The 19,064-nt window shown below is 26.5% G+C and carries 10 protein-coding genes; 8 read left to right on the top strand and 2 right to left on the bottom strand.

Annotated elements, in window-relative coordinates:
* The first annotated feature begins 53 nt into the window (after nucleotides 1–53).
* From AXY43_RS02040 to AXY43_RS02010, 7 genes are all read left to right on the top strand, one after another.
* Nucleotides 54–1,547 (top strand): ATP-binding protein, encoded by a 1,494-nt coding sequence (locus tag AXY43_RS02040; RefSeq protein WP_105410887.1) that lies wholly within the window; start codon nucleotides 54–56, stop codon nucleotides 1,545–1,547.
* On the top strand, nucleotides 1,544–4,357 hold the full coding sequence (locus tag AXY43_RS02035) for a Z1 domain-containing protein (RefSeq protein WP_242986072.1): 2,814 nt from the start codon (nucleotides 1,544–1,546) through the stop codon (nucleotides 4,355–4,357). Before AXY43_RS02040 ends, AXY43_RS02035 begins: the two co-directional genes overlap by 4 nt.
* The gene (locus AXY43_RS02030) at nucleotides 4,341–5,348 is read left to right on the top strand and encodes a PD-(D/E)XK motif protein (RefSeq protein ID WP_105410886.1); all 1,008 of its coding nucleotides are present in this window, start codon (nucleotides 4,341–4,343) and stop codon (nucleotides 5,346–5,348) included. The genes AXY43_RS02035 and AXY43_RS02030 overlap by 17 nt, the downstream gene beginning before the upstream one ends.
* 3 nt (nucleotides 5,349–5,351) lie before the next feature.
* Entirely contained in the window at nucleotides 5,352–7,103 is a 1,752-nt protein-coding gene (locus AXY43_RS02025) for an AIPR family protein (RefSeq protein WP_105410885.1), read from the top strand.
* Nucleotides 7,104–7,168: 65 nt separating this feature from the next.
* Nucleotides 7,169–8,683 (top strand): McrB family protein, encoded by a 1,515-nt coding sequence (locus AXY43_RS02020; protein ID WP_105410884.1) that lies wholly within the window; start codon nucleotides 7,169–7,171, stop codon nucleotides 8,681–8,683.
* Nucleotides 8,658–10,949, top strand: a complete 2,292-nt coding sequence (locus tag AXY43_RS02015; protein ID WP_105410883.1) for a DUF2357 domain-containing protein — start codon at nucleotides 8,658–8,660, stop codon at nucleotides 10,947–10,949. Before AXY43_RS02020 ends, AXY43_RS02015 begins: the two co-directional genes overlap by 26 nt.
* A gap of 649 nt (nucleotides 10,950–11,598) precedes the next feature.
* Nucleotides 11,599–14,052, top strand: coding sequence for an ATP-binding protein (locus tag AXY43_RS02010; protein ID WP_105410882.1), 2,454 nt, complete (start codon nucleotides 11,599–11,601; stop codon nucleotides 14,050–14,052).
* Here AXY43_RS02010 and AXY43_RS02005 read toward each other — a convergent pair.
* Together AXY43_RS02005 and AXY43_RS02000 are read right to left on the bottom strand one after the other, a co-directional pair.
* Nucleotides 14,047–15,135: a hypothetical protein gene (locus tag AXY43_RS02005; RefSeq protein ID WP_105410881.1), complete on the bottom strand. Its 1,089-nt coding sequence runs from the start codon at nucleotides 15,133–15,135 to the stop codon at nucleotides 14,047–14,049. The two genes, AXY43_RS02010 and AXY43_RS02005, sit on opposite strands and share 6 nt — an antisense overlap.
* 51 nt (nucleotides 15,136–15,186) lie before the next feature.
* Nucleotides 15,187–16,125, bottom strand: coding sequence for a tyrosine-type recombinase/integrase (locus AXY43_RS02000; protein ID WP_105410880.1), 939 nt, complete (start codon nucleotides 16,123–16,125; stop codon nucleotides 15,187–15,189).
* Nucleotides 16,126–16,357: 232 nt separating this feature from the next.
* On the opposite strand from AXY43_RS02000, the gene AXY43_RS01995 reads away from it, so the two are divergent.
* Nucleotides 16,358–18,841 (top strand): hypothetical protein, encoded by a 2,484-nt coding sequence (locus AXY43_RS01995; protein WP_105410879.1) that lies wholly within the window; start codon nucleotides 16,358–16,360, stop codon nucleotides 18,839–18,841.
* Nucleotides 18,842–19,064: the final 223 nt, after the last annotated feature.

The following is a 19,064-nucleotide window of genomic DNA, read 5'->3' as shown; positions in this document are numbered from 1 at the left end:
ATTATAAATGATATGTATAAGTGAAATGGATATGTTAGATAGGAATGAAATTTATGGATAAATATAATGAATGTGAGTTAATACCAAATGCACATCTACTATTATCTTCATTGCGTTCAATGGGGTATACAGAAGAAACCGCAATTGCAGATATTATAGACAATAGTATATCTGGGGATGCTTCTAATATAGAAATATTTTTTCAATGGGAAAATAAGAGAATTATTATAATGGATAATGGGAAGGGAATGTCACAAAAGACATTGTTGGAATCAATGAAGATTGGTTCAGCTGACCCTAATAGTCTAAGGAAAGAAAATGATTTAGGTAGATTCGGAATGGGTATGAAAACTGCTGCTTTTTCATTAGGGAAAAGATTGACAGTGTTCACCAAGGAAAATGGAATTTGTTCAAATGCTTGTTGGGATTTAGAAAGAATTGAAAAATTAAATTTGTGGAATGTACTTATTTTTAATACTAATGATGAACTAATACCTAATTGTATTGATATGCTAAAAGATTTTGAAAATGGAACTGTTGTAATTATTGATAAGCTAGATAAAATAATAGATAAAAACAATTTGAAAAAATCAGAAAATAAATTTTTCCTAACAATAAGTAAGGTTAGGCTGCATGTTGGATTAGTTTTTCATAGATTTATAGAAGATGATGGATTAATAATAAAAATTAATAATAATGAAGTTAATGCGTGGGATCCATTTATACAGAATAATACGGCTACACAAGAATTAAGTCAGGAGACATATTATGATGGGAATATATCAGTTAAGATAGAACCATTTATTTTACCACATAAAACAAAATTTTATTCTGAAGAAGATTATAAAAAAGCCGGTGGACCTAAAGGATGGTTTCAGCATCAAGGGTTTTATATCTATAGGAATAAAAGACTTCTGATTTTTGGGACATGGTTTAATATATTAAAAAAAGAATTATCATATAATTTAGCAAGAATTAAGATTGATATGGAATCAGGTTGCGATTTTGATTGGCAAATTGATATTAAAAAATCAAAAGCAGTGCCACCAGTATATATTGAAGAATTGTTAGAAAAAGTTGCCGTTATTTGTGCAGATAAATCATCGAGTGTATATAATTCAAGAGGAACATATTCAAAAAAAATTAATTCAAACAATTCTAATTTATCATATGTTTGGGAACAAAGAAAAAGTAGTTCGGGTAACTATTCGTTTTTCTTGAATAAAAAACATCCTATACTTGTAGAATTAAAAAATAAATTAACAGATGAAGAGAAGAATAGCTTAAATGCATATTTATCACTTGTTGAAAATTATTCTCCAGTTATGATGAGTGGCATTACTGAAATTATGCAGAGTACAACAAAGAAAAATAAATATGAATTGAATGAAAGAGAAAAAGATATATTACATATTAAAAAATTAATTCAAGTCTTCAGAAAAAATGGATTTGAAAACGAAGAGATTTTTGAAACTATAAGTAATATGACATCTTATAGATATATGGAAGAGGGTATTAGAGAGTTAATTGAGGAGGAGATTCAATGATTAATTTAAAAAGTTTAGATGAGAGCGAAATGAGAATTTATATGTCAGCATATGAATTCTATTGTTCAAAGTTGGATAAAAAATCAGAAAATTTGGAACAAGCTATTGAAAAAGCACTTAATAAAACAATGGTCATTTTTGGAGAAGAAGTAAATGATACTGGCAGGTTAAAAGAATATCTGCAGCAAGAAATAAGTATGATAAGAGAGCAACAGCCAGCAACTTTTATAACCAATGAAGAAGTAAGGAATTCAGTATGGTGGGATGAATTCTCTGCACAAGAAGAAACTAGAACTGAATATTGGGATCGATATGCAAAATATCTTAAAGAAGATAAGCGATGGGATAGAAGTGCAATAGAAAAGAGCATTGACATAACTACCAATAAGGTAATGAATGCAATTGCTAATCCAAGATTAAAAAATTCAATTGAACGCAAAGGTATGGTAGTAGGCTATGTTCAATCTGGCAAGACAGCGCATTATATTGGATTGATTAATAAAGCAGTTGATTCAGGGTATAAAATTATTATAGTTTTAGCAGGAATGCATAACAATTTACGTGCACAAACACAATCAAGAATTGATGAAGAAGTTCTTGGATTTGAAACAAGTTTGGAATATTTATTAAAACAAATGGAATACAAAACAAATATTATTGGTGTAGGTGAAAAATTCAAAACGAATTTGAGTATTCAAACACTTACTACAAGAGATGATAATGGTGATTTTAATAATGAGAGATCAAAAGTTTTTATTGATCCTGATAATACTACTATTCTTATTGTTAAGAAAAATTATAAAGTTCTAGGTTATTTAATGAAGTATTTTAGAAAAAATCCTAAACATAGATTTGATAAAGAAGGAAATAGAAAATATATGGATGCAAATTATCCACTTTTATTGATTGATGATGAAGCGGATCAAGCTTCAGTTAATACTAATTATGAGTATAGTGATGGTGTGCTTCAAAATGAAGATGACCCTTCAAAAATTAATGAACAAATAAGAGACTTATTCCATATGTTTGATTGCAGATCTTATGTAGGTTATACTGCTACTCCATATGCTAACATTTTTATTCCAAATCAAGTTGATACAACTGTGCATGGTAAAGATTTATTTCCAACACATTTTATTCTTAGTTTACCAAAACCATCAAATTATATAGGAGCACATGAGTTTTTTGGAGATGAAAATAATGTTGCAATGCCTTTAAGAAGAAAAATAGATAATAAAGCATTATGTTTTATTGATGCTAAAAATAAAGTGGTTAATGATTTGCCAGAAGATTTACAAAAAGCTATAAAATCATTTTTATTATCTACTGCAATAAGGATATGTAGAGGACAAAGTTGTGAACCAAATTCAATGTTAATACACGTTGCAAGATTGACAGATATTCAAAAGCAAGTATATATTAAAATTTCTAAATATTTTGATATTTTAGGTTGTAAAATTATTGATGGTCATATTGAGACCATAGATTATTTACAGAATTTATGGCAAAATGATTATGAAAAAACTACAAATCAAATGAGAATTACTCATAGTCGCTTTATGAATGACATAGATAATGTCACATGGGAAGAAGTATTTAATGAAATTAAAAACTTAATTAGCAATGATTTAATTAAGATATATAGTATTAATGGTAAAAGTAAAGATTGCTTATTATATAAAGAGCATAAAGGAAAGCAATATAATGTAATTGCAATTGGTGGAGATAAATTAGCACGAGGTTTAACATTAGAGGGATTAACAGTTAGTTATTTTACTAGAGAAACAAAAATGTATGATACACTTATGCAAATGGGTCGTTGGTTTGGATTTAGACCTGGATATGTAGATTTATGCAGATTATATGTTCAAGATGATTTGTTTGCTTGGTTTAAGCATATTTCATTGGCAACAGATGACTTAAGGGAACAAATAGATTATATGAATAATATTGAAGAAACACCTGAAAACTTTGGATTAAGAGTAGCTACTCATCCTGATATGAAAATATCTAATCCTAAAAAAGTTCAAACAGGAGAAGAAAGAAAGCTTACTTTTAGCAATGTATTTAGTCAAACACGGTCTATGGATATAGATGCAGATAAATATGACAAAAATTTTGAAGCAACTAATAGACTATTGTTGCTTTTGGGAAAACCAGTAGAGAACTATTGGAAATCAATTGAAAGAAAAGATAATACAAGCAAGCATTATTTCTGGAAAAATGTTAATGGTCATATTATTGCAGATTTTTTAATGGAGTATAAAACATCCCAAAATGCAAATAAAGCTAATAGTAAATATATGGCTGAATATATTGAAGATCAAATGAAATATGGCGGATTAATAAATTGGACAGTGTGTTTAATAAATACAGGAGGAAAGCCTCATATAGATATTGCAAATTTAAAAATAGGATCAGGTGTTGAAAGAGAAAATATTAGTATAGTTAATGAAGAATTATGCTCTATTCAAACTTTAACATCAGGTGATTTTCAATACTATGACTTTACAAAGGAAGAATACGATAAAATAGAAGTGCTAAAAGCGAAAAAAGAGAACAAAGGTGAAAAAGCAACAAGTGATTATATAAGGGAGCAAATAAGAAGTGCAGAAAAAGGATTACTTATCATATGTCCTATTGATGTAAATAGAAAAAGTGGAAGTAAGTTATTAGATAAATTAAGGAAACATAAAAATCCACTTGGAATAGCAGTTGTTTTTCCACATAATAAAGGAAAAGGAAAACTGATTTCATATAGAATGAATGAAATAGGTTTAAAAGGTGAATCTGATGAAATCTTTGAGTAAGTTATTCGATGAAATAATTTATGACTTTTCAAAACAAGAGTATAAAAATCAACATATTCTTTCTAGAAGGTATGTTTTTGATAATAGCATTGTTTGTATAATATATTATAATAGTCGCTTAAATACGCGCGAAGTAGCCTTTAGATTGCCGAAAGATTGTGATAGTAGTTTAGTAAGTAAATTTCCAAATTGGAAGGGAATAAATGTTGTTTTAAGTAATATAAGTTATGAGGAATTTGATGATATTTTTATTGTATTTCAACAGCTACCTGAGCATGATAGTTTTATTTATGAAACTGTGATACAAGATTTGATAGATAAATTATTAGTATGTAAAGATAAAAGAACAATTATAAATGTTATTGGAAAAGTATTAAGCAAATGGAAACAATTTTTTGTTATGAATAATGAAGTAATTATGTCTGATGTAAAACAGCAGGGGCTATATGGAGAATTGATTTTATTAAATAAGCTTATGGGAAAATATGGAGACAAGGTTTTAGGTTTTTGGACAGGCTGTAATGGTGAAACACACGATTTTTATATAAATGGTGATGCTATAGAAGTTAAAACTACAAGCTCTAATAATGGAAACAAAGCTACGATTAGTAATGAATATCAATTAGATAATAATGATGTATCAGGCGAATTGTACTTAATGTTTGCATCATTAAGAAGAAGTAAATCTGATGGAGAAACAGTTCCAGAGATAGTCAAAAGAATTTCTGAGCAAATATCACAGATTGAGGCAATTGAGATATTTGATGAAATGCTATTTAAATATGGATATATTAAGAATTTATCAGAATTTTATCAAATAGGATTTACAGAAAGAGAAATAAGATTTTTTCATATTAAAGAGGACTTCCCGAAAATTACAAAATCTTTAATAGCTAATAATATAGGGAATGTTAGCTATGCTATAAATTTAGATGCATGTGATAGATTTTCAATTTTAGAAAATAAGTTTATTGATGGATTAAAGGAGTAAGTAATGGTTACTATTCAAATGGAGGATTTTAATAAAGAACTAGTTGAAGAAGTAAGAGAATATTCATTAAAAAATAAAATAAGCATGGAAGACTCTTTTACAACTATTTTTACATCATATGTTATAGATGCAGGAGAATCATTCTTAGCAAATTGCAATATTTTTTCATATAAAAAGTCTAATGAAAAGATGAAAATTAATGGATATTCGTACGATGAATACTTTCAAACACTAACACTGGTTATATGTGATTATAATAATAGAGGAATTACAGATAAAATAGGAAAGACTGAAATAAATAAAGCTGTTAAATTAGCAACAAAGTTTTTTAGAAACTGCAAAACAGATTATTTTATTAATACTGAGGAGTCAAGTGAGGGCTATCAGATATATGAATTTGTAAAAGAAAATATGCGAAACATCGAAAATATTAAAGTTATTTTGTTAACCAATAAAGAAGCAGTCAATTACATACCTAAAGACATTAAAATTGATAATATTGTTGTAAAATTTGATGTTTGGGATTTAGAGAGAATATGCCAATATATTTTTCAAAATAAAGTTCAAGAAGATTTAGTAATTAGATTTCAAAAGAAATATAATTATAATTTACAAATGATAAAAGTTGAAGATAGTAATGAAGTTTATGATTGTTACATAGGTATAATTCCTGGAAATTATTTAGCTAACATATATAAAGACGAGGGACAAAGACTTATTGAAAAAAATGTCAGGTCTTTTTTGCAAGCAACAGGAAAAATAAATAAGGGTTTAAAAGAAACATTGACTAAGGAGCCACAAATGTTTATGGCATATAATAATGGTATATCAACAGTAGCAGAGGATATAGAATTAGACGAAGAAAAATCCACAGATAAAGTTGTTACAATTAAAGAACTTCGAAATTGGCAGATTGTAAATGGGGGGCAGACCACAGCTTCTATATATAGTGCATTACAAAATAAATTAGATTTAGAGAATGTAAGTGTGCAAATGAAATTAACTGTTATAAAAGATAAGGAAAAGTCACAGGAGATTATTCAAAATATATCAAAATATGCCAACAGTCAGAATAAAATTAATATGTCTGATTTCAGCGCTAATGATGAATATCATATTAAAGTTGAAAGATTATCAAGAAAAATGTATGTACCATCAGAAAAGGGGAAATCAAATAATAGATGGTTTTATGAGCGTGCACGTGGACAGTACATGGTTGAATTAAATAGACAACCTACAACTGCAATGAAACGGAAATTTAAAGAAATGAATCCCAAAAGCCAATGTATTTCTAAAACGGTAGCAGCTAAATGTATAATGGCATGGATGAAATATCCTGATATAGTGAGTAAAGGATTAGAAACTAATTTCATTAAGTTTTCTGAAATGGTTAAAAACAAAGAAATAAAAGAACCGAATGAAGAAAGCTATATTTCTATGATTTCTAAAGTTATATTATTTCAGGAATGTGATAGAATAGTAACAAATCAAAAGTTTGGAGGATATAAAGCACAAGTTAATTATTATACTATTGCTTTAATATCAGAATTTTATGCAAATCAAATTGATGATGAAGAAATATGGAGAAAACAAACAATATCAGCAGATGTCTCATTAATAATTGAAGAACTAGCATTAAAAGTTTGGAAACACTTTATGGATCCAGAAGTAAAGGGAATAAATATAACTCAATGGTGTAAAAAAGAAGAATGTTGGAATTTGCTAAAAAAACGTTATGAAAGTAATCAACTATAGATGATGAAAATTATACATAGCATAAAAGATATTTTGTAGAGATTAATTAAGAGGGAATATTAGATATGAATAATGTTGATAAATTTAAGAGTTGGATGAAGAAAAATAATTATAAGCCTAAGACAATTGGAAATTATAAAACCGCAATTGATAAAATAGATGAGATACTTGAAGAAGAATTAGGAAAAAGGATGAATATTTACGAAATCAATTGTGCTGAAGATGTGGAAGAAATTATGGATTACTTTTCCAAAAGTAAAGTGCTTATTGAACGTAATGAGAAAGAACATTCCAGATATTCGTGTGCTTTAAAATCTTATAAAAGATTTATAGAGAATGATGAATTGGATGAAAGCAACGAAGAAGAAAATGAAGATCAAATAATTTCAGGTGTTGATGTTGAACCAACAATAGAATATATTTATGACTTCATAACTAATCAAGGCTATACCTATGAAAAATCACTAATTAAAAATCTCTACATATCACTAAAAACAAAACCTTTTGTAATTCTCACAGGAATTTCAGGTACAGGTAAAAGCAAAATTGTAGAGTTATTTGCAAAGGCGCTTGGAGCTACAGCAGAAAATAAAAGATTTAATTTAGTTCCAGTAAAACCAGATTGGTCAGATAGTACAGATCTTTTAGGCTTTAGAAATATTGAAGGGAAGTTTACACCTGGAATAATAACTAAGGTTTGTTATGATGCTATGATGAATCCTGAGCTTCCATATTTCATTTGTTTAGATGAAATGAATTTAGCTAGAGTTGAGTATTATTTTAGTGACATTTTATCTCTTATGGAAACAAGAAGATTAAATGAAGATAATGAAATAATAACTAATACTCTTCTTGGTGAAGAACAGATAGGAAGGGATTCTGTATCTATTAGTACTTATGGAGATGTTTATATTCCTCAAAATTTATATATTATAGGCACAGTAAATATGGATGAAACAACCTTCCCATTTAGTAAAAAGGTTTTAGATAGAGCAAATACAATTGAATTTAATAAAGTAGATTTAAGTTATTCTTTTGAAGAGGATGATACAAGCTCTGATAATACTAATATTAATGATGAAATTAAAATTTATCATAATGATTTCTTAAAATCAGAATTCTTAAAAATTCGGGATTGCAAAGAATATAAAGATACAGCTCAAAAGGCCATAAGTGAACTTATTAAAATTAACAGCATTCTGGAAAAATATAATTATCATTTTGGATATAGAGTAAGAGATGAGATAACTTTTTATATGATTTATGCTGTTAAAGATAATTTAATGAGTTTTGATGAAGCCTTTGATTTATGCATTGTTCAAAAGATTCTCCCTAAAATAAGTGGAAGCAGCAATGAAGTTTTGGATATGCTTTTTGATATATTTGAATTATTCAATGATTATAGATTTTCTAATAGAGAATATTTAGAAGAAAAAGAATTGAAAGACTTAAAAGAAAAAGTTACAGATTTAAATGAAGGTTCTGATAAAATAAATTATAAATTCAAATTAACTAATGAAAAAATTATCTATATGATCAGGAGGTTCATAAGAGATGGATTCACAACCTTCTGGCAATAATAATGAACTTATATCTGTAGAAACAGAAAATATAATCTTTGTTCTTAAAGGTGAAAGATATGGCATAAGTGATGAAGCAATCTTAAGGATTAATAGATTTAATAAAGATCCCATCGAATCTGATATTGAATATATAAAAGGCTTATTTCTTAAAGAATACTCCAATTATGAAATTATAATTCAGAGCAAAAATGGCGCTGCAGTAGAGTTTTATCATGAAAATATAAATATAAGAAATAAGGTAACACCAATAACTTCAAAATCAAAGAACTTAAGTGGTGTAATAAACTTTAAAGGAGATATTGGAGCTACTGATTTTGTAGTTAAGGTTAGTAATAAGATAGAACTTGAAATTATCTTAGAAGTATATCCAACAAAAATAAGTTATAAAGAAGATTATAAAGCTATTTTAAAAGATGTAAATGAAGAAATCTATAATTTGGCTTATGGATTTTTAGGAAGAACTTATTTATCTTCTGAAATAAATAATAAGAGCAATAATAATGATAGTGAATTTTATAGCATTTTAAATTATGTCTTTGATAAACTAAAGAAATCCATAGACATAATCTTATATAATCCATATCATGAACTTCAAAAAGATTCAAGGGTAGTAAAATATCATAAAATAAGAAATGCAACTAATCAAACAATAAAATATTTAGAAAAAAGACCATATTTAATGGAAAAGATAAATGGCACCTATTTGCCTAAAGAAGCATTAATCACAAATAAAACTGTAACTACCAATACAAAAGAAAATAGATTCTTAAAGTTTATGCTATTAAAAGTAATTGATAAAATAGATAAGTTTCTTTTAAAGTTAAAAAAGCTTAATAACAATGACAAAGAAATATTAGAAAAATTGAACAGTTTTAAAAGGGAGATAAATAAAAGAATTAATACTTCAATTTTAAGAAATATTCCAGGTGAATATAATGAGGCCAATCTTTCATTAGTATTTTCCATGGGGAATGGATATAAAGAAGTATATAAATATTATCTTATGCTTCAAAAAGGATTGAGCATTAATTCAAATATATTCAGTCTTTCAATGAAGGAGCTTTCATTATTATATGAATATTGGTGTTTTATAAAGATAAACTCATTGCTTAAAAAGAAATATAAATTAGTAAGCTCTGATATATTAAAAATAAATAAAGATGGGATTACAGTTTCACTTGTAAAAGGTGTTGAATCATCATTTACTTATTATAATCAACAAACAAATGAAAAATTCAAAGTTTACTATAATTCCAGAAGAAGCTCCAAAACAGTATCACAAAAGCCGGATAACATATTATCAATGCATAAAGATAGCAGCATTAAATCATATGAATTCATATTTGATGCAAAATATAAGATAGATACATCTCCAGAATATATTCAGGCATATGGAAGTGTTGGTCCTAAGGAAGAGGATATTAATACAATGCATAGATATAGAGATGCTATTGTTTATGATTATAACAAAGATAAATTATTAGAACGTAAAGATAAAATAAAGAATCCTGTCGGAGCTATAAATAACTGCATTTTTGGAGCATTTGTATTGTTCCCATATAATAATGAAGAAGAATTTAAAAATCATAAATTTTATAGGAGTATAGAAGAAGTTAATATAGGAGCTATACCTTTTTTACCTTCAACTACAAATCTCATGGAAGATTTCCTAGATGAAATCATTGATGAATCTTCTTACTCAAGTTATGAAAGAGCAATAGAGCCTGTAGGAAAAGAGGATTATTTAAAAGATGAGTACTTTGATAAAAGAGAGGTATTAATTGGATCATTAAAAGGTAGAGAACAACTAGAAGCAAGCATTAAATATAACTTTTACCACATTCCAAAGAATAAAGTCAATTTAGCTAAAAACAATATCAAGTATATTGCTTTGTATCAGTCAAAAAACAAGTTTGGTGATGATGCAGGGATATTGTGGTATGGGAAAATTAAGAATATTGACATAGTAAAAAGAAGTGAAATACATGAGCTGCCAAAGGCTGATGACACGCTATGCTATAAGTTTGAGATTGAAGAGTGGTATAAGCTTCAAAATAAAATAGAAATATCAAATCAGTCTATTAGAAACTTTATATATACAACTTTGTATCTACTACATAATTCAAAGAAAGTGGCACAACTATATATTAAGACAAAAGATGAATTTAGGCTATTCATGGAGCTAAATAGACTTATAGTGAAATATCTATTGAAACAGATAATAATATCGATGATAAAAGTAAAATTAAAGCTTTTAATATAGATGATGTGAAAATTATTGTTGATGATAAAAACATAATGAGTGTAATAGGAGAAAATGTGATTATGGTTTCTAGGAATGAGTTTTTAAAGAGTCCTTTGAGGTGTATTAAGGAGCTTTTGAAAAATTAGAAATGAAAAAAAATCGTTTAAATCAGATTATGACATTGGTTTTTATATGCAACGAAAGGTATGAAAAGGATTATTGGGTAGAAGTGCCTCAAATACATAATTCAGAAGTACAGATATACTTTTAGACTATCTAATAGAAAAATATATTTCAATAAGATGAGATTTTCTTATATCATAGAAAGTCTCATCTTTAATAATTTAATGAATTAAATAAAAAGGCTAATCAACATAAGAGATGAAATATAAATAAGTGAGAGCAAAGATGATTTTGTATCTAAATAAATCTATTTAAGCGATTTTTATCGTAGTCATAGGCAAATTTAGAAGAATTTTTAAGATTGGCATATTGAGTTAATGATATTCTAAATTCTGATATGAGATTTTTGGAATTTATATGTATATCAGAAGTAAACTACAAAATTCTATGCGAAATTTGGTAAAAAAATTAATATTATGGAAGGAATTTGTATTTTTAGATAGAATAATATACAAATAACTATAAATTATTTGGAGGTCACTATATGTTAACTTTAAAACAGCAGAAAATTTACTCGGAAATAGAAAAAATTATATCAGTTAACAATAATAATAATGATTTTATTTATTTTGAGGGACCAATAGGAAGTGGGAAATCAAAAATAATTCTAGATTTTATTTCAAAGGTTTTAAGCCAATTCGAAAATTGGTCTTTTTATTATATAGAAGGTAAAGATCCCTTGGTAGAATCATATGCGACTATTACACTTTCGAATTCAGATAAGATTAAGTTAAATAATTATCAGTTATCAAATGTAAACTTTAATTTGGGGTTTAGTATACCAACAATAATGAATTTGGGTATCACAACTAGTTTTAAAAAGAATAGCATATTTAATGATAAAACAAATTCTGTATTTGTGGATCTAAATAATGATGTAAATGAAAACATTGTAATAATAGCAGATAGTTTTCAATTATGGGATTCTGCTTCTCAAGAATTATTAAATACTATTATTAATTATCCTAATGTGCTAAAAGACAAAAGGGTGATAGTTTTAATTATAGCTGATGAGGATGATTCTGCTATAGAAAAATGTAATTATATCAATAGATTCAAGAAAAAAAGTCATAATATAAAAATCAAAATGATAGATAAAGATGAATTAAAGGAAATTTCTAAGGTTTTAGGATATACTGTTGACCTGACTAATGAGCTAAAAGATATTATTATGTCTCTAACAGGTGGGAATATTAGTTTTATAAAAATGTTTCTTGAAGAATATACAGATTCAAAATCGGATAATTTTATATTGAATTATAATAATATAGATATTATGAACTTATTAGATAACCGCATGGATCAGTTTGGCGAAAAAAAAGAATATTTCATAGAGGTTTTAGAAGTATCTTCAATTCCTAAAGGTACATTTAATTCAAATGAAATAAAGTATATTTATAATAAAGATATAGTTGATGTGGAGGCTGTTTTAGACGAATCACAGAAAGCATCCATTTTAAAAGGTGAAGCAGAATTTATGTTTTCTAATTATTTAGTTAGAAATTTATTTTATAAAAAACTAAATGGAAAAAGTAAAATATTTCATAAAAAATATGCTGAGTATTTGAAGAAATACAAACCTGAAAATTATATCAGTAGAGCATATCATTTAAAATTATCTAATTCAAACAATATTATTGAAATAATTAATTTATTAACAATAGCTTATTGCAGAAGTTTAGAAAACAATGGCAATTTTTCTGAATCAAATTCAATTTTAATGCAAATTGAAAAATTGAAAGATGAATCGTCAAGTGACAGAGAAATAATAGATTTATATGATAATTTTATTAATTTAAAATCTGCATATGAAAGTTATTATCAAGAAATGTATGATGATGCTAATAATAAATTATTAAAAATACCAATGATAGGCCCTTTTCTATTTACAGCAGAAGTGGCCAGATTTCATCTTATTGTAAAATCATTAATAGATATGGATACTGAAAATATATATGAAGCAACTAAGGTTTTAAGTGGAAAAATGGACGATTTATATACAGATGAAAGAGATGAATGGTGTCGATGCGCATTGGTTCTATTTTCCACATATGCCAATAAATTAAATGATTATAATTCTAGTAAAGAAGTTTATAATCAATTAGAAAAACTACTAAATAAGTCTCATGTTAATAGTAGTTTACAGTATTTAAAAAATATAATATTTAGAAAAGCCTGTATTTTTCAAGAACCAGTACAAGCTGTAAACTATACATCTCAAAGTATAAAATATTTTTATGAAAATGTGGATATATACCAATATTATTTGTCATGTTGTAACCACTCTGGAAATTTAATTATTTTAGGTGAATATGATGAAGCGATTAATTCTTTATATGCTTGTCTAAATTCAATTAGAAAATATAAATTTATTAAATTCCCAACTCAGTCCAAAATATACAATAATCTATATTTAGCCTATTTCTTACGAAATTATTATAGCGATAATATTTCAAAAGAATATACAATTAAAATGAAAAAAAAGTTTGAAAAATTAATAAATGATCAATATAACGAGAGTAATGCAATAATACATATAAATTTAATTAATATCTGTGCTATTTTAGGAGAATATAATGAATGTTTTATAAAACTCAATACTCTTGAAAATGAAATATTGGATAATAATGATGATGAATTTTATAAATATTATTTATGCAATATAAAGTTTGCGCTAAATTCATTAACTCAAAATTGGGAGGAAGCAACTAAGAATTTAAATGAGTTAAACACTTCTTTCCCTAATTATTTTACAAAGATAAAGCGAAAAATAAATTATCGTAACAAATCTCTTCAACTTTTATTGGAGGGAAAAATAACCTTGTTACCAAAAGAATTGGATAAATGGGTATATGAAAATTCAAAAAAGGACGATTGTTCTTGCAACTTTTTTTGTAGGTTATTTCTTTTTTCAGATTTACAATTTACTTCATTATAATGAAGTAAATTGATTCTTATATCTTAAGTAAGTTATACCGATTATTGTTGAGTAAATTTCACTATAAGGAATGCATAAATTATCAAATGCAAAAGCAAAAGAACTATGTTTTGTTGTGTATGGAGTTGAAGCAATATCAATTAAATAAGGGTTGCCTAAATTATCAATTCTAAAGTCAATCCTACCATAGTTTTGCAATCCAATAATTTTAGCTATTTTAGCTGATAATTCTTGAATAAATAAACATTGTTGTTTGTTTATTACTTCAGATAAGTTATAAAAATTATAATCATCTTCAAATGAACGTTCATAAGTCAAAATTTCTTTGTTTAGATTAAGATTATTGTTAATTGATATACCTACAGGAGGCATGGTATGTACTTCATTAGATATTATAAGTGGAACCTCACATTCAAATCCAGATATAAATTCTTGTATAAACAAAGGTTGTTTTCTATTAACAAATATATTTTCTAAAAAATCTAAAGAATTTTTATTGAAAGTGTTAATCGAGTTATTGTCTATATCTATACTTGCGGATTCAGACATAGACTTTACAATAATTTGTGTTCCTATATCGGGTTTAGAATCATTAAGCCATTTATTTTGACCAATATATATCCAACTTTTAGGTATAGATATTCCGTGCGCTTCTAAATATTTAGAATATGTGTATTTAGCTCTGCATAATGAAATTACAAATGCATTTGAGCCAGTATATGGTAATGTTATTAGGTCGCAAAATGATGGAATGAGAGATTTTTTTCCAGGCTTTTTACCGTTTCTTGCCAAGTTATAAACAATTTTGTTTTCAAGGCTAAATTTTTTGTTTAATATATCAGACATAAAATTTAGTTCATTGAAAAAAGCATGCACATAAAATTCTGAAGTCTGAATACCATCTAAAATTTCTGAATATTCTTTATCTGTAAAAAACTCATTTTCATCTGAGTATTGTATTTTCATATTTTCTATAATCTTTGTTTTTGAACGAGAATTACTAATTAGAGCAATTTCAATTTCTTGATTAATTTTTGAAGTTGCTTTAAGTATTTTGTTAATAACATTTTTTATTTCATTCATAGTGAAACCTCCAAATAATTTATAGTTATTTGGAGGTTTTATAATAAAAAGTCAAAGTTTTAAATTATTTCTAGCATTAAATTTGAGCAAAACCTGTTTTTTCCTTTCTGTTGAAACTTCTGTATATATTTGAGTAGTAGTAATACTTGAATGTCCGAGAATTTCTTGAACCGCTCTAATATCAGCACCATTATTAAGAAGTTCAGTAGCAAAAGTATGCCTAAGGTAGTGAGGGGTCGATTTTGAATCAAGCTTAGCTAGTTTTCTATATTTGTCATAAATATCTTCAATTGAGTAAATAGATATATTATTTCCGTATTTATTTATGAAAAGAGCATCACACTTTGGGTTTAAGTTGCTTCTTAAGTTAATCCAATTTTTAAGTATATTTATAACATCGGGACTTGAAATATAGAGCAATCTTTCTTTTCTTCCTTTTCCTTTAATTAATAACGTTTGATCTATGAAATTTATATCACTTAAATCAATGTTTACTAGCTCACCAATTCTTATTCCTATACAATAGAGCAGTTCTATAATTGCTGCATTTCTAATACATATAGTTTTTCTAAATTCTGTTTTTATATTATTAAGATCATCGATAGGGGATTTTAAAAGTTTTATTATATCCTGAGAGGATAATGTTTTTGGAAGCTTTTTTGTAGTTTTAAAAGATATTCTCATATTTTCAAAAGGTGAGAATTCTATCAATTTTTTAGTCAATAAAAATTTGAAAAATGATTTCAAAGTAACATACTTTCTTTTTATTGAAGTATCTTTTAGCTGTTTTGTATTTTGCAACCAAGAGATATATAAGTTAATTAGATCAAGTTCGATTATATCAGAATCACTATTTTTAAGCCAAATAGAAAAACTTGATAAATCAGAATAGTAAGCCTTAATACTTTTTTCAGAGAGATTTCTTTCGATTTTTAAAGTGTTAATGTAATTAGTTATATTATTATATATAGTATCGTTAAAGTGTGACATGATTTTCCTCCAATTCTTTCGCATTCTTATTATAAGTAATTTGGTGGATTATGTCTATATTTGAAAAATTTTAAGAAGTATTATTTATAAAGGAATGAAGGCATTAGGCACAATTTTCAATTTAGCAAGATATATTTTGATTTTATAGTATCTGTTTTTCACTGTACAATACATGACATATCTAGACCTATCCATCATAAAATATCATATAATCAATATTTTATGAGGAAGTATGAAAAAATTATTCTACACAGAAATTAAAGACTCCACCGAAGAAAGAGACATTGAATTAGTCTATAAAAATAATATAAAAGCTCATTTCAAAAACTCTGAAATAACATATCCCTTTAAATGTGATGGCTATTTAGAAGAAACTCTAATGTATGATGATGTAACGAAAGTCTTAAGACTTATTATGGAGTTTAAGTATGGCTTGGATTTTAATATTTCAATTAATAGGGCTAAGGTACTAGTACAGGTTATCTTTTATCTGAAGAAATTCACTTTGAGAGAAGATAAAAAATATATGGACATGCCTAATGTGATTTTAGCTGGTGATAAAACTACTTGCTTTATAATAAGTTCAAACGATGTACAAGCTTATTTAGATAGAAAGTTAGACTGGAGTATAGCCCCATCTGAGGCACCTAACAAATACAAAGATTTAACCATTGAAATAAGCAATAATAAATCCCTTAATCCTATAATTTTTAATATTGATAAGAGCTTTAAGTTTGAACGTGTGGCTTTAGATATTAAAAGATTAATAATTGATATTAAAACAAAGTTTAAGGTTACAGAATCTAATATATTAGAAACTTATGATTACTTTATTGAGCGTATAATAAAAGATCCATCCAAATGTTCTGCATCAGATTTAGTGCAATGTTTTATTGACACTATCTTAGGTGAAGTAGAAATATCTCAAAAGAAAAATAGTAAATTCATTGCAAAAAAAGATAGGCGTATAGAGATAGATTCATATAATTATAATCAATTTGAAGAAGAGTATTCAGTTAAATATTCTATAGAAGAAAAGAATAGATTTATATCTATTAAGGACAGGCTCACTGAAGATACAAAAAGGAGATTAAATGGAGAATTTTTTACTCCTACAATTTGGGTAAATGAAGCTCATAGAGAGCTCTGTTATGTCTTTGGTGAGAACTGGAAGGAGGAATATGTAGTATGGGATTGTGCCTGGGGCACTGGCAATTTAACGAGGGATTATTATTTTAAGGAATTATATTGTTCAACCTTGGATAAAATTGACCTTGAACTTGGAGATAGTTACAATAAAACTTCTCATAAATTTGTATATGACTTCTTAAATGACAATCCAGAATCACTTACTTCTAATAAAATAAACAATTCTTTGATTCCTAAGTCCTTATATAAAGCATTTCTTGAAAATAAGCCATTAATATTTTTTATTAATCCACCCTTTGCAGAGGGAAGTAACGGAAAGCAGGGGGATAAAGAAAGTAAAGATGGTATCTCAAATACAAAGGTTAAGTACATGATGGAAAGAGAAAATCTTAAGGATTCCTCTCAGCAGCTATATATTCAATTTCTTTATAGAATATTAAAATTCAAACAAACATTTAATTTATATAATTTAAACATAGGAATCTTTACACCAACCTTATTTTTATCAGGAGAGAGAAGTGAAAAGTTTAGAGAGCTTTTTCTAAGAAACTTTAAGTTTGAAAGAGGTATTGTATTTAATGCAAGCTATTTTTCTAATGTTTCATCACAATGGGGAGTTGGATTCTCCATATGGAGCTCTGGGGAATGTGAAGAAAAGAATAATTTTAAGTTCCTAATTAAGGAGTTAAGTGATAACGGAAAAATAGAAAGCGTTGGTCAAAAGGTAATATATAATTTAGATGCGCCAGAAAGATTGTCCTCGTGGATTAATAATAAAAAATTCACTAATAAGATTGAAACTATAACCTTAAAATCTGCTATAACTCTTGATAAAAAAACAAGAATGGTAGATAAAAATGCAATTGCTTTTCTTATGAATGACAGCAATAATGTATATGCTAATACTCAAGGCGTATATATATTATCTGCACCAGTCACAAGGCATGTTAAAATTACTCCAATAACAAGGGAAAATTATAAAAAGTGCTGCTGTTTATTTACTGCAAGAAAAGTAATCAAGTCTAACTGGCTTAATCAAAAAGATAATTATATGATTCCAAAGATAAACAGCCTAGAATTTAAACAATATGAAAGCGATAGCATAATATATTCAATCTTTGCAAATGAAAATGGAATCAGCTCCTTTAGAGATATAAAAACAGATAATAAAGAATTTAATATTAAAAATGAAATGTTCTTTATGAGCCTAAAAGAAATTAAAGATTTAGCTAATATTAATAGAAATGAAGCCATATATAATGATTGCTTAAGATTTAATAAAGAAAGCTTTATGTATGAAGAATTAAAAGAGATTGAACTTTCAAAAGAAGGAAAGCTAATCTTAGAAACAGCAAGAAAACTAGTGTGGGAAAGCTTTAAGCATAGAGATGAATTTAATAAACTTCATCCTAAATACAATATAAATACCTGGGATGCTGGCTGGTATCAAATTAAGTTTCTTCTTAATGAATGTACGAAGAAGGATCTAGAATTATTTGAAGATATGATTAAAAGTTTTGAAAATAAACTTAGGCCACTCATTTATGAGTTGGGATTTTTAAAATAATAATAACAATATACACTAATATTCTATAATAGCATATGATTTTAGGCGGTAAATTAATAAAAACTTGATTTACTGCTTTTTCATATGTACCAATATGATACAATTTTGCATAAGTAAAATATTAGATAATTACAGACTTCTTTAAGAGATCAAAAAAACTATGTGAGCTTAAATGGAGTTAATATTCAAAACTTAATAAAGAAGAAATACTGAAAATAAAAAT

Source organism: Clostridium sp. MF28 (assembly GCF_002969175.1).
In the GTDB taxonomy this organism is placed as follows: domain Bacteria; phylum Bacillota; class Clostridia; order Clostridiales; family Clostridiaceae; genus Clostridium; species Clostridium beijerinckii.
Note: the sequence above shows the minus strand (reverse complement) of the source record. Positions and strands in the feature narration are given on the sequence as shown.